This window comes from Microbacterium nymphoidis (assembly GCF_021044885.1).
In the GTDB taxonomy this organism is placed as follows: Bacteria; Actinomycetota; Actinomycetes; order Actinomycetales; family Microbacteriaceae; genus Microbacterium; species Microbacterium nymphoidis.
Map to the genome: position 1 here is coordinate 1059852 of NZ_JAJNOD010000001.1, position 13804 is coordinate 1073655.

A 13804-nucleotide genomic window follows, 5' to 3' on the forward strand; every position below is an offset into this window, starting at 1 on the left:
GTCGCACGCGAGCATGAGGGCATGCTCTTCGATCTCCCTGCTCCCATGCTCGCCAAGGCCGTGAGCGCCATCCCCGATCCGGCCCGTCACCCCGGCGGTCTCCTGTTCGAGCCGAAGTGGGACGGGTTCCGTGTGCTCGCCGCCTGGGACGGCGCCGAGGTCGAGCTGGGCTCTCGGGGAGCGAAGCCTCTCACCCGGTACTTCCCCGAGCTCGTCGCGGCGCTGCCCCGGCTGCTGCCCCGGCCCGCCGTCATCGACGGTGAGATCGTCGTGGCCACCGGGTGCGCCGGATCCCGCCGGCTGGACTGGGAGGCCCTGTCGCAGCGCATTCATCCCGCCGCTTCGCGTGTGGCCCTGCTGTCCGAGCAGACACCGGCGATGATCGTGGCGTTCGATCTGCTCCGTGACGGTGATGAGGATCTCACAGCCCTCCCCTTCCGCGAGCGCAGGGAGCGACTGCTCGCGCTGCTGGCCGATGCCCCGGATCCACTCCACGTGACACGCGCGAGCACCGACCCTGCCGTTGCGGCGGACTGGCTCAGCAGGTTCGAGGGCGCGGGACTGGACGGTGTGGTGGCCAAGCCTCTCGCCGACGGCTATCAGCCGGGCAAGCGCGCGATGCTCAAGATCAAGCATGCGCGCACCGCGGATGTCGTCGCCCTCGGATACCGGGTCCATTCGTCGGGCTCGGGAGTGGGATCGATCCTTGTGGGCCTGTATGACGGGGACGGACTGCTGCGTCAGGTCGGCGGCGTCTCCGCGTTCACGAACGCACGACGACAGGAGCTCGTGGAGGAGCTCGAGCCGCTCGTCGAGCGCGACGCGGAGGGCCAGCTGGTGCGCGCCGAAGGGGAACGGAGCCGGTTCAGCGGCAGCAAGGATGTCAGCTTCGTGCCGCTGCGTCCCGAGCGCGTGCTCGAAGTCCGCTACGACCAGTTGGAGGGCCTGCGCTTCCGGCACACCGTCCAGTTCGAGCGCTGGCGTCCGGACCGCGACCCCCGCTCATGCACCTACGAGCAACTGGAGCAGGTACCCCGTTTCGATCTGGATGAGGTGCTGGAGGACTAGTCCTCACATCTCGACCATGCCCCACGGCGAGTCATAGGCGTCGGGGTCGGCCAGCAGCTCGAGGAAGGGTGCGGCTGGGAAGGCCTCGGGGCCCAGCACACCGGTGCCGCTCCACACTCCCGTGGCCAGCAGCTCCAGTGCCACGACGGGATTGACCGCCGTCTGCCAGACGACAGCCTGCGACCCGTCCCTCGCCATCGAGTCGGCGTTGTCGACCACGTGGTAGAGGTAGGTGGAGCGGGGGTGTCCGTCACGCCCGATGCCGGTCACGTGGATTCCGGCACAGGTCTTGCCGCGCATCCGGTCCCCCAGGGTGGCGGGATCGGGCAGGCTCGCTGCCACCACGTCGCGCGGCGAGACCTCACCCCCGGGCACCGTCACCCGCTCCGTGCGGTCCAGACCCAGCTTGTGCAGCGTGCGGAGCACCTCGATGAACTCCGAGCCCAGGCCGTACTTGAAGGTGACCTTGCGCGCTCGGGTCCACCGCGGCATGAGCAGGACCTCCTCATGCTCCACGTTGACGCATTCGACCGGTCCGATGCCCTCGGGAAAGTCGAACACCTCCGGATCGCTGAACGGCTCGGTGGTGTACCAGCGGCCGTCCTCGTAGACCACGGGCGGGTTCAGGCACTCCTCGATCGTGGTCCAGATGGAGAACGATGGCGCGAAGTCGTACCCGTCCACGGTGAGGTTGGCCCCGTCCCGCACCCCGATCTCGTCGATGCTCTGGAACAGCTCGTCCTCCGCGTAGCGTGCGAAAACGTCGGCCAGACCGGGCTCGACGCCGATCCCCACGAGTGCGAGGCGACCTGCCGCCTCCCACTCCGCGGCGAGGGCGAACTGCTCGTCGCCGAGCTTCACCCCGGGCAGGCGGAACGGCTGTTCCGGATGGGGGTGGGACAAGCTCATCGCCATGTCGAGATACGTGGCACCCGCGGCGAACGCACCGCGGAAGATGGGCATCACGAATCTCGGATCCACGGCGTTCAGCACGTGCGTGACACCGTGCTCGCGGATGAGATCAGCCACCGAGCCCTCGTCCGACGCATCGACGCGCGCAGCGCTGAATCGTTCGTCGCCCAGCTCGGCCACGAGTTGCGCGGGCCGTGCGGGGTCGTAGTCGGCGATCACGATCGCCTCGTAGAAGTCCCGTCGCTTCGCGATGCGTGCGGCGGCGGAGCCGACACCGCCGGCCCCCAGGATCAGAATGCGCATGTGTCGTCCCCTCTCGCACGCGAACGTGCGTTGTTCGTCCTACCAGGCCCCACCCGAGGTGAGACCGCCGTCGACCGAGCGTTCCAGTCCGTATTCGTCCTCCGGCACCAGCACCTCGGTGTCCTCGTTCAGCGCCTCGCCGCGGAAGAACGGCCGAGCCTCGCCGAAGCGCGACCACACCACCATCAGCACCACGCCCAGCAGGAGGGAGCCGACGCCGATCACGAACGCGCCGCCCACTCCGAGCAGCGTCGTGTAGCCGTAGTCCACGTCCCACATGTCGATGAGCGACTGCACGAAGGCGTACGTGAGCATCAGCGCCCCCAGCAGCGGGAAGATCCCCTTGAACCACAGATCGCGCGCAGAGCGAGTCAGCTCCCGGCGGAAGAACCAGACACAGGCGAAGCCCGTGATCGCGTAGTAGAACGCGATCGCCAGGCCCAGCGAGAGGATCGAATCCTGCAGGATGTTGTCGCTGATCAGGGTCATGCCCACGTAGTACACCGTGGCGGCGATGCCCATCATCAGGGTGGAGAACGACGGCGTCTTGAACTTCGGGTGGACGTTCTCGAATGCGTGCGGCAGCGCCTTGTACACCGCCATGGCCAGGGTTCCGCGCGCGGTCGGCAGGATGGTGGTCTGCGTCGACGACACCGCCGACACCAGCACCGCGATCACCAGCACGAAACCGAGCGGGCCGAGCAGCGGATCGCGCAGTACGAGGAAGATGTCGTCCTGGTTGTCGGGATTGCCCAGGCCGACGCCACTGTCTCCGAGGCCCGCATACGCCATGGCGGCGACGGTCACGGCGACGTAGGTGCCGACCAGCACGATGCAGGTGAGCACGGCGGCACGACCCGGGATCCGCTTCGGATCCTTCGTCTCCTCGTTCAGCGCGAGGCAGGTGTCCCAGCCCCAGTAGATGAACAGGCACAGCAGCACGGCCTCGATGAAGCCCGAGTACGACTCGAACGCGAAGGGATTGAACCAGGAGAGCTCCGGCGTCGCCCCGGTCTCCGCCTGCCCGGTGGAGATCTTCCAGATCGCCGCGACCACGAACAGCGCCAGGGCGACGTACTGGATGATCAGGAGGATGTTCTGGATGCGCTCGCCGAGTTCGACGCCGCGATAGCTCACGTAGGTCATGGCCGCGATGAACACGACGCCGGTCGCGGTGACCACCCAGGGGTTGTCCGCGAGCGAGCCGTCCCCGATCAGCAGCCAGAGATAGGTGCCCGCCACCTGCGACAGGTTGGCCAGCACGATGATCCCCGCGATCGCCACGCCCCAGCCGCCCATCCAGCCGAGAATCGGTCCGAACGCCTTGGTGGCCCAGGTGAAGGTGGTACCGCAGTCGGGCACACGGTTGTTCAGCTCGCGGTAGGCGAAGGCGATGAACAGCATCGGCACGAACGCGATGATGAAGGCGATCGGCGCCTGCGCGCCGACGGCAGCCACCACGAAGCCCAGGGTGGCGACGAGGGAGTACACCGGGGCGGTCGATGCGAGACCGATGACGGTGGAGCCCCACAGCCCGAGTTTCGCGATCGCGAGGCCCTTGCCGGTCGGCGGGCCGGGAACCAGGCCATTGTGCGAGCGCCTGGGACCGGCGGAGCCACCGGTCGCATCGGGTTGCGACGTCATGGCGCGACGCTAGCGGTATTGCCGCGGCCCCGTCAACGTTTCCCACAGCCCGCGCGAGCCGCACGGCAGGGGGAAGCTCAGTCCTGTGTGCGGGCGCGGGACTCAGTCCTGTTTGCGGGCGCGGGAGGGCTGCACACGCGGCGGCTCTCCCGGCATCTTCGGGAACTCGGGCGGGAACGGCATCTCGCCGAGACCGGCCTCCACGTCGCGCTGCCACCACTGCAGCAGGGTGTCGATCCGGCCGGGGTTCTCATCGAACCGCGCCCACGGATCACCACCCTCCGCCAGCCGGGCCGGAACGGTGCGCACCGTGAACGCGGCGGGATCGACATCGTCGAGTTCGTCCCAGGTGACCGGCGTCGACACCGTGGCCGTCGGCAGGGCGCGCGGGCTGTAAGCGCCGGCCATCGTCCGGTCGCGATTGGCCTGGTTGAAGTCGATGAAGATGCGCTCGCCGCGCTCCTCCTTCCACCACGCGGTCGTCACGCGGTCCGGCATCCGGCGCTCGAGTTCGCGGCCGGCCGCGATCACCGCGTGGCGGACGTCGAGGAACTCGTGCGTCGGCTCGATCGGGCAGAACAGGTGGATGCCGCGATTTCCGCTGGTCTTGATCCAGGATTCCAGCCCCGCCTCCGCCAGCACCGATCGCATGCCGTGCGCGGCATGTACCGCATCGGCGAAGGTCGTCCCCGGCTGCGGATCGAGATCGATGCGCAGTTCGACGGGGTTGTCGGTGTTCCCCGCGAGCGAGGCCCACGGGTGGAAAACCACGGTGTTCATCTGAACCGCCCACACGATCGCGGCGGGTTCGGTGAGCACCAGCTGCGGGTGCACCCGTCCCGAGTTGTAGCGGACGGAGACAGCTCCCACGAAGTCGGGAGTGCCCTTCGGCGGGTTCTTCGAGAAGAAGCTCTCTCCATCGATCGCGCCGGGAAACCGCTCCAGCGACACCGGACGGTCCCCGTTCGCGGCGAGGAACGGGCCCGAGACCGCGATGACGTACTCCGCCAGCTCGTGTTTCGTGATCCCGGCCGCGGGGAACACCTCGCGGTTCGGGCTCGACAGCGACACCTCCCGGTCGCCCTCGGGTCCGGGAACGGTCAGCGTGATGCGCTCTGAGGCCATACCGGCACCCTACGCGTCGCCCTCCCCGCGCGAAACACCTCGCGCCGACGACCCGAGGGGCCGAGGTGGACCCCGGGATGCCCCCCGGATGGGCGCAGGACGTCGCGACGCCACACACCCTGCGGTCTCAGATTCTGCGAATCCTCGGCCGCACGATCCCAGTTTGTGAGAGCACTGAGACCGCCGGTCTCACGAACTGCTCATTCCGGGCGACGCATCAGCCTGTTCTGAGACCAGTGCGCCCCGTGCGTCAGGAGGCGGGGGTCAGCAGCGGTGCGAGGTGCTCACGGGTGAGACGCAGATTGGGTCCGGCGGGGTCGAGGATCACGCCCGACACACCGGAGTTGTCTGCGAGCGCCTTGATGAGTGCGTCGGACGCGAAGGGGGCCGCCTGTTCTCCGCGACCGAGCGCGACCACCTCGAGAGGGTGAGTGAACAGCTGCAGCAGCCGCCTGCCGTCGGAGGTGTGCGCCTCGGCGACACCGAAGCGCGGTGTGCCGTCCTCGTTGTCCCCGGCACGGCCGACCGCGACCCAGACCCGGCCCTCCCGCAGCGCCTCGACGACCGCGGCAGGGGTGTCCTCGGTGCGCTCGCCCGCGATCAGGGACTTCACCGAGAAGGTGGGGTCGCATTCGCCCATCACGCGCTCGATGAGATCACGCGGGATCACGGCGCGAGCGGTGCCCGAGAAGTTGTCGATGACGAGGCCCGCGAAATCGTTGGCGAGCACGTGGCGCAGCACGAGCGCAGCGGGCTGACCGATGGCGCTGGTCCCCGTGTCGCCGTCGGCCTCGACGGCCTGCTGCAGCGCACGGCCGGAGCTGAAGGCGAGCATGTAGTTCTCATCGCCGTTGCGGATCACACCGAGCTGCAGGTCCTCGCCTGCTTCCACCTGCTGACGAGCGTCACCCTTCACGCGGAGGAACAGGTGCCCTTGCAGGGCCTGGCGGAAGACGCCCAGCAGCTCGGCACCGGTCGGCGTCTCGCCGAGACGGGCGAGAGCGTCCCGCAGCACGGCGTTGTCACGGAGACCGGGCACGGTCTCCAGATCCGTGGGCGGCTCGTCTGCCGCGAACGGGAGTGCCACCGTGCCGTCAGCGTTGTGGCCGGGTGCGACCACCGGCACGGCGCCCGGCTGGGCGGCCTGTGCGGTGGGCTTCGGCTGCGGAGCGCCCGCGCCGAGGCCCCCGAAAGAGGAGACACTGATGTTGACGTGCGGAACCGGCTCTTCCGGAGCCGGCACGGCCTCCGCCGCTGCCTCCGCTTGCGCAGGCACCGCCGATTCCTCAGGCGCGACGGAGGCGTCGGGCGTGGACGGGGTGTTCTTTCGGCGCGAGAAGAGAGCCATGCGCCCAGCCTAACGGCCCCGCACGCGGCGGGCGTCCGCCGGCGTCATCGAGCCACGGCGGGGGAGGCGAGACCCCCGGCACCATGAGGCACCAGGGGTCTCGGCTACGGCCGGACTCGGCTCGATGATCGATGACGAGGCACCCCTGCCCGTGCGATCACGAAGGTCCGACACCGCGGCACCGCTCCCGCACTCCGCCCGCTGACGCGGACGATACCGAGGGCCGGATCGGGAGCGACCGAGGAAGAGGGCCGGTTGCACGGGTACGACAGCAGAGCGCACGAATCCCCCGATGCGTGCACTGCTGTGTTGCTGACCATCCCCCGACGCCTTCCCCCGTTCGAGGATAGCGCTAACAGTGGGATTTATCCCTGATCATGACGAAGATTGAGTGTGCACGATGCACACTCAATCTTCGTCATGCTGCGTCAGAGCTTCTCGATCGGGGCGATCTTGATCAGCAGCTTCTTCGCTCCGGCCGCATCGAAGCGGACGTGGGCGATGCGCTTGGCACCCTCTCCCGTGACCGCGTCCACACGCCCCTCGCCGAAATCGTCGTGGCGGATGCGATCGCCTGCCGCCAGCTCCAGGTCGCCGTTGTCTCGGACCCGAGCGGTCACACGGTTGGTGAACCTGTCCAGGCTCGTGGACTTCGGTCCGAAGCCCGCACTCTCGCTGCGACCGAGCGGCTTCGGACCGAACCCGTTCGGCCCGCGTCGTGCGTTCAGAGCGCGCGACTGCGTGCCGCCTCGCGAATTGACGTCGCCCGGCGACTGGCGCCAGTGCAAGAGCTCCGCGGGAATCTCCTGGAGGAAGCGACTGGGCATCGCCACGGTGACCTCGCCGAACTGCGCGCGCGTCATCGCCAGGCTGATGAACAGCCGCTTGCGCGCCCGCGTGATGCCGACGTAGAACAGCCGGCGCTCCTCCTGCGGTCCGCCCGGCTCGCCCGCGGAGATGCGGTGCGGGATGAGATCTTCCTCCACGCCGGTGAGGAAGACCGCGTCGTACTCCAGCCCCTTCGCGGTGTGCAGCGTCATCAGGGAGACCATCCCGGACTCGTCGTCGAGGTCATCCGCATCCGAGACCAGCGCCACGTCGGCCAGGAAGTCGCTGATCGCGCCGTCCGGGTTGTTGCGCGCGAACTCGCGTGCAACGGCGACGAACTCGTCCAGGTTCTCCAGTCGCGCCTCGTCCTGCGGGTCCTTGCTGAGACGCAGCATGTCGAAGTAGCCGGACTTCTCCAGCAGCAGGGTGAGACCCTCGGCCACGGATGTGGGCGGCGGCACCTCACCGTCGGCGGGCATGAGGATCTCCGAGGCCTCGAGCAGCACGGCGTCGAGGTGCGCGATGGCGGACTGGATCTTCGGTCCGACGCCGAGCTGGGCGGCGTTCGCGAGCGCGTCACGGAAGGTGATTCCGTGCTCTGCGGCGAAACGGGCGATGGTCGTCTCCGTGACGTCGCCGATTCCGCGGCGGGGCCGGTTCAGGATGCGGCGCAGCGCCATCTCGTCCGCCGGGTTCGCGACAGCGATGAGGTAGGCCAGGGCGTCCTTGATCTCAGCCCGCTCGTAGAACTTGGTGCCGCCCATGATCTTGTAGGGCACTGCAGAGCGGATGAAGATCTCCTCCAGCGCTCGCGACTGCGAGTTCGTCCGGTAGAACACCGCCATCTCGCCGTACGGCATGCCGTCGCGGCGGAGCCGTTCGATCTCGTCGGCGACGAACTGCGCTTCGTCGTGCTGCGAGTACCCGGTGAAGCCGAGGATCTGCTCCCCCGCGCCGACATCGGTCCAGAGCTTCTTGTCGCGCCGGTCGAAGTTGTTGCTGATCACCGCGTTGGCCGCGGAGAGGATGGTCTGGGTGGAGCGGTAGTTCTGCTCCAGGAGCACCACCTTCGCTCCCGGGTAGTCGCGCTCGAACTCCGTGATGTTGCGGATGTCCGCGCCACGGAACGCGTAGATCGACTGGTCCGAGTCGCCCACGACCGTGAGCGAGGACGGCGCCGTGTCCGCGGACTCACCGGGCGCCTCGAAGATCATCATCCCGCCGGAGGAGAACGGCTCGGGGGCGCCCACGGGTTTCGTCAGCTCGCGGATCAGCGAGTACTGCGCGTGGTTGGTGTCCTGGTACTCGTCGACCAGGATGTGCCGGAAGCGGCGACGGTACTGATCGGCGATGTGCGGGAAGGCGCGGAACAGGTACACCGTCTGTCCGATGAGGTCATCGAAGTCGAACGCGTTGGCCTTCTGCAGCGAGCGCTGATAGTCGGTGAACACCTCGACGAAGACCCGCTCCGCGGGGTCGTTCATGTTCGCATCGCGGGCGTAGGACTCCGCATCCTGCAGCTCGTTCTTGAGCTTGGAGATGCGCGACTGAACGGACGCGGGCGTGTGACCGAACGCGTCCGCCTCATGCTCCTTCACCAGGCGCTTGATCAGCGCACGGGAGTCACCCGAGTCGTAGATGGTGAACGACGAGGTGAAGCCGAACTGCGACGCCTCGCGACGCAGGATGCGCACGCACGCCGAGTGGAAGGTGGAGATCCACATGCCGCGGGCAGCATCCCCGAGGAGCGCCGTCACCCGCTCGCGCATCTCGGCAGCGGCCTTGTTCGTGAAGGTGATGGCGAGGATCTGGCTGGGATAGGCGTCTCGGGTGCGCAGGAGGTGCGCCACCCGGTGCGTGAGCACGCGGGTCTTTCCGGAACCGGCGCCGGCGATGATCAGCAGCGCGGGACCGCGGTACTCCACGGCAGCGCGCTGCGGCGGGTTCAGCCCATCGAGGAGCGGATCTGCGTGGCCGGAATCCCGGCCGAGGACAACGGGCTGCTGTTCGGTCATGACCTGACAAGTCTAGGCGGGGGCTCGGACATCGGTGCGGCGGTCACCGGCTCCGCATCCGACGTCCGATGCCGTCGCTAACCTGGTGCGATGCCTCTGACCGCGATGCGCGCCCCCGCCTTCCGCTGGTTCTTCCTGGCACGGGCCCTGCAGATGATCACGGCGGCGATGTCGTCGGTGGCTTTCGCGTTCGCCGTGCTGTCCGTCGACAACGCCCCGCTCGCACTGTCCATCGTGATGACCTCCCTCACCGCCAGCACCGTGGTGTTCCTCCTGCTGGGCGGCGTCGTGGCCGATCGGCTGCCGCGCGCGCTGGTCATCCAGACCTGCTACGTGGTCAATGCCCTCACCGTCGGCGTCACCGCCGCGATGCTCTTCACGGGCACCGCCAGTGTCGTGTCCCTCGCTGCGACCGCGGTCATCGCCGGGGCCACCAGTGCGTTCATCATGCCCTCCATGCAGGGCATCATCCCGCAGCTCGTACCGCATGACGCCCTGCAGCAGGCGAACGCCATGCTGTCGTTCGTGCGCTCTCTGGTGACCATCGGCGGGCCCGTGATCGCAGGTCTGGTGGTGGCTCTGTCCAGCCCCGCGTGGGCGTTCGTGATCGAGGGCATCGGCCTCGTGGCCGCCATCCCGCTGCTCGCGATGGTGCGGCTGCCTCCGCCCGCGCGCTCGAGCACGGATCTCTTCACGGACCTGCGTGTCGGGTGGGGCGAATTCCGCAGCCGCACGTGGCTCTGGGTGATCGTCGTGGCGTTCGGGCTGCTGAACGCACTCGAGATCGGTGCATGGTCGGTGGGTGGTCCGTTCATCGCCAAGAACGACCCGCTCCTCGGCGTCCAGGGGTGGGGGTGGGTCCTGGGAGCCCTCGGCGCCGGAACACTCGTGACCACGCTGGTGCTGATGTGGCTGCCGCTGTCGCGACCGTTGCGCTTCGGCATGATCGGCATGGTGGCCGTGGCTCTTCCGATGCTGCTGCTCGGCATCCATCCGGCCGTCATCCCCCTGATGGTCGCCGCCTTCGTCGCCGGAGCCGGATTGGAAGTCTTCAGCACGGGGTGGAGCGTGGCGATGATGGAGAACGTTCCCGGCGAGGTGCTCTCCCGGGTGTCGAGCTACGACATGCTGGGCAGCTACCTCGCGATGCCACTGGGCACGATGCTCTTCGGCTGGTTGCTCACCGCCGGAGACCCCGCCACGGTGATCACCGCCTCAGGCATCATCTACGCGGTGATCGCCGTGCTGACGCTGTGCGTTCCCAGCGTATGGCGGATGGGTCGAACCATCCGCGATGCAGAGCGGGGGCCGACGGCCTGATCAGACGACGATTTCGTCTCGCACCGGCGCACGCCGGAGCACGAGGCCCGTGGCCAGCAGCGCGATGCCCACGATGGCGGGCACCCAGACGAGCAATGCCGGTGCGTGCAGTTCGACGATGCTGTCCTCCCACGGGGCGCCGAATCGTTCCGGTGCGAACGCGAGCGTGAGCACGGCGAACGACAGCACCGCGGCTCCGGCTGCCGCCAGCACCACACCGGTGGCGCGACGCGTGCCGTGCTGCTGGGCCGCCGCTCCCCCGACGGCCACGAGCATCCAGCCGACGAGACCGAAGCCGACCGTGAACACCGCGACGCGCAGCGGGAACGACGCCCACGCCGCCACCCAGGCCGCCCCGGGCCCGGCGACCGACATGACGACGAGGTCCACTGCGCACTGGAAGACCACCACGCCACCGATCGCGGCGATCACCGCCCACGGCGAACGAGGCAGGACCAGCACCGCAGCGACCGCGGCGAAGAGGATCCACGACAGCGTCAGGATCAGAGCGGGTGAAGCCGGCAGGAACGCGGCCTCGACGGCACGGGTGGCGATCAGCAGACCGCCCGGCACGATGAGCATGAGGGCGCGGTCGAAGGGCAGCAGGCCCAGCAGCGACTCGCGCGCACGCCACGGCCGCGTGGCAGCCAGCCACGTGGAGCGCGCCGCTGCGGCGCCGGGGCGTCGCACGAGAGCGGTGCGCGTGGCGAGGATGCCGATGAGGAGCCACGCCGCCGTGGGAATCAGCAGAACGCGTGCCGCCCACGCCATCGATGCGTCGCGTTCGGAACGTTCGGGAGCGAGCGTCGCGCCGCTGTGCACAGTAACGATGCCATCGATCAGAGCGGCCGCCACCGCGCATCCCAGCGCCAGAACGGCGACGATCACGAGCGCTCTGATGCCCCGTGTCCTCGCCGTCGTCATGTCGAGATGCTACTCCGGATCCTTCTCAGCACTGGCTGTGAGCCGCGATGCGTGCCCGCTCAGAGCAGCCGCCGTGCGCTTGCCCATGCGGTCAGCTCGTGACGCGAGGACAGCTGCAGTTTGCGCAGCACCGCCGAGACATGCGTCTCCACGGTCTTGATCGAGATGAACAGCTCAGCCGCCACCTCTTTATAGGCGTAGCCGCGCGCGATGAGGCGCATGACCTCCTGTTCGCGGCCCGACAGACGGTCCAGCTCGTCGTCTGCCCGGGCCGTCTCTCCGCTCATGGCACCGAAGGCGTCGAGCACGAACCCCGCGAGCCGCGGCGAGAAAACCGCATCTCCTGAGGCGACGGCGCGCGCACCGGCGCTCACATCGCCTCCGCTGGATCCCTTGGTGATGTAGCCGCGCGCGCCGGCGCGGATCACGCGCACGACGTCCTCCGCCGCGTCCGAGACGCTGAGGGCGAGATAGCGGGTCTCGGGCGACAGCGGGAGCGCCTGCTGGAGCACCGCCTCCCCGCCGGTGATGTCGCCGATGGCACCGGGCAGATGCACATCCAGCAGCACAACATCCGGACGGGTCGCGGCGATCACGGCAACCGCGGCGGCGACGTCGCCGGCCTCGCCCACGACCTCGACGCCGGGATCGAGGTCTGCTCGCAGCCCCGAGCGGAATATCGAATGGTCATCGACGATCACGACACGCAGCACGTCGGTCATGGAGTCCTCCCTTCGGACATGCCGTTCGTGGCATACGAGCTGTCACGCCGCAGCGCCAAGCGGATCTGCGTGCCGCTGCCCCCGGCTCCGGGCAGCACCTGAGCCGATCCGCCCGCACGCCGCATGCGGCCGATGATGGACTGGCGCACGCCGAGACGATCCGCCGGCACCCCATCGAGGGAGAACCCCGGTCCGCGATCACGGACGTAGACCTCCACCGCGTCGCCGCGCCCCTCGATATAGACCGATACGTCGCCGCCGGCGTGGCGTGCGGCGTTGAGCATGGCCTCACGCGCGGCCGCGGCCAGGTCACCGCTGGCGCGTTCGGTGCTGGTGCCGGCGGCGACCACATCGATGCGGACGGGATAGTCGAGTTCCAGCGCCGCGGCGTAGTCGCGTAGATCGGTGGGCAGATCGCTGTCCGCTGGCTCATCGCCGTCGTACAGCCAGCTGCGCAACTCCCGCTCCTGCGCGCGAGCCAGGCGCGCAGCCTCGCTGGAGGCACCCGCGCGATTCTGGATGAGGGCGAGGGTCTGCAGCACGGAGTCGTGCAGGTGCGCGGCCATCTCGCTGCGCTGCTCCTCACGGATGCGCGTGATCCGCTCGTGCGAGGCGGCCCGCAGACGTGTGACGAGGATGGGTGCGTAGACGGCGCCGAGCGCGATCACGGCGAGCATCGCGCACACCAGTGCGGAGACACTGCGCTGCCCGATGGTCACCCAGCCGTCGGTGACGAGCACGGCCACGAGGATGAGGGCCGCCGTTCCGCGCACGAGCGTGACGTGACGGGCCCCGCGATCAGGGTCATTCGCGTCGAGGAAGCCTGCCCAGAGTGCCCCTCCGACGGTGACGGCCATAGCCAGGATCGAGCACCAGAACCACTCGCTCTGGTAGGGCCCCGTGGTGCCGACCATCCAGGCCGCGAGCGCCGCGAGCACCCCACCGGTCCCCACGAGCGCCCACGCCGCAGGCATGCTGCGGGTGACCCGGTTGTCCGCGGCGATCTCTCCGGTGTCGGTCCGCATGGCATCGGCGAGGGGGACGAGAGCCCACAGCCATGCGTAGAGCATGAGGCCGGCGCCGCTGATGAAGGTCAGCAGGACGAACAGCACGCGCACGGTGCCGACCTGCCAGCCGAGGTGCGCGGCCAGCCCCTCGGCGACGCCGGCGAGCTGCTGGCGACGGCTGCGACGCAGGGGCGGGCGTCCGAGGGCGCGACCCGCGGGTGCGGTCGGGGGCGGCGACGATGGTGACGGAGATGCCGGCACGGCTCGTCCCGGTGCCGGCACGGGACGCGGCTGTGGAGTCACGGAGCCGACCGGGCGGGGAGCGGACGATGTCACGGACGCCGCAGCATGTTGGACGGCGCCCGCCGGCCCGGCCCCGACCGCGGGCGCAGGCATCGCCACAGGCGCGGCGTGCCACGGCAGCGGCGGTGACGGCGGGTGCACCGGGCTCCCCGGGCGCACCGGCCCCGGAGGAACAGCGCTCATGTGCCCATCCCATCACAATGCACCGCGCCCCGGAGTGCTCGACCCCGGGGAATCAGGGGTGCGTCAGGGGCATCCCCCATGGCGCGCACGACGCAGGCGGCG

General features: G+C 69.1%; 10 protein-coding genes. 2 read left to right on the top strand and 8 right to left on the bottom strand.

Annotation, left to right across the window (positions count from 1 at the left end; genetic code table 11):
* The first annotated feature begins 21 nt into the window (after nt 1-21).
* Entirely contained in the window at nt 22-1068 is a 1047-nt protein-coding gene (locus tag LQ566_RS05030) for an ATP-dependent DNA ligase (protein ID WP_231090516.1), read from the top strand.
* Between the two features lie 3 nt (nt 1069-1071).
* Here the strand turns inward: LQ566_RS05030 and LQ566_RS05035 are convergent, their stop codons facing one another.
* From LQ566_RS05035 to LQ566_RS05055, 5 genes are all read right to left on the bottom strand, one after another.
* Complete coding sequence (locus LQ566_RS05035) at nt 1072-2283, bottom strand: saccharopine dehydrogenase family protein (protein ID WP_231090517.1); 1212 nt, start codon at nt 2281-2283, stop codon at nt 1072-1074.
* 39 nt (nt 2284-2322) lie between these two features.
* The gene (locus tag LQ566_RS05040; protein ID WP_231090518.1) at nt 2323-3927 is read right to left on the bottom strand and encodes an APC family permease; all 1605 of its coding nucleotides are present in this window, start codon (nt 3925-3927) and stop codon (nt 2323-2325) included.
* 102 nt (nt 3928-4029) lie between these two features.
* Nucleotides 4030-5052 (bottom strand): non-homologous end-joining DNA ligase, encoded by a 1023-nt coding sequence (ligD, locus tag LQ566_RS05045; RefSeq protein ID WP_231090519.1) that lies wholly within the window; start codon nt 5050-5052, stop codon nt 4030-4032.
* A 250-nt stretch (nt 5053-5302) separates the two neighbouring features.
* Nucleotides 5303-6400: an SseB family protein gene (locus tag LQ566_RS05050; protein WP_231090520.1), complete on the bottom strand. Its 1098-nt coding sequence runs from the start codon at nt 6398-6400 to the stop codon at nt 5303-5305.
* 428 nt (nt 6401-6828) lie between these two features.
* A complete protein-coding gene (locus LQ566_RS05055; RefSeq protein ID WP_231090521.1) occupies nt 6829-9243 on the bottom strand; it encodes an ATP-dependent helicase in 2415 nt (804 codons plus the stop codon).
* A 90-nt stretch (nt 9244-9333) separates the two neighbouring features.
* Between LQ566_RS05055 and LQ566_RS05060 the strand changes: the two genes are divergently transcribed.
* A complete protein-coding gene (locus LQ566_RS05060) occupies nt 9334-10563 on the top strand; it encodes an MFS transporter (protein ID WP_231090522.1) in 1230 nt (409 codons plus the stop codon).
* On the opposite strand, the gene LQ566_RS05065 is transcribed toward LQ566_RS05060, so the two are convergent.
* From LQ566_RS05065 to LQ566_RS05075, 3 genes are read right to left on the bottom strand one after another with little or no spacing between them, the layout of a single operon-like run.
* Nucleotides 10564-11487 (bottom strand): hypothetical protein, encoded by a 924-nt coding sequence (locus LQ566_RS05065; RefSeq protein WP_231090523.1) that lies wholly within the window; start codon nt 11485-11487, stop codon nt 10564-10566.
* Nucleotides 11488-11546: 59 nt separating this feature from the next.
* Nucleotides 11547-12209, bottom strand: a complete 663-nt coding sequence (locus LQ566_RS05070) for a LuxR C-terminal-related transcriptional regulator (RefSeq protein ID WP_269142783.1) — start codon at nt 12207-12209, stop codon at nt 11547-11549.
* Entirely contained in the window at nt 12206-13702 is a 1497-nt protein-coding gene (locus LQ566_RS05075; RefSeq protein WP_231090524.1) for an ATP-binding protein, read from the bottom strand. Before LQ566_RS05075 ends, LQ566_RS05070 begins: the two co-directional genes overlap by 4 nt.
* Between the last annotated feature and the right edge of the window lie 102 nt (nt 13703-13804).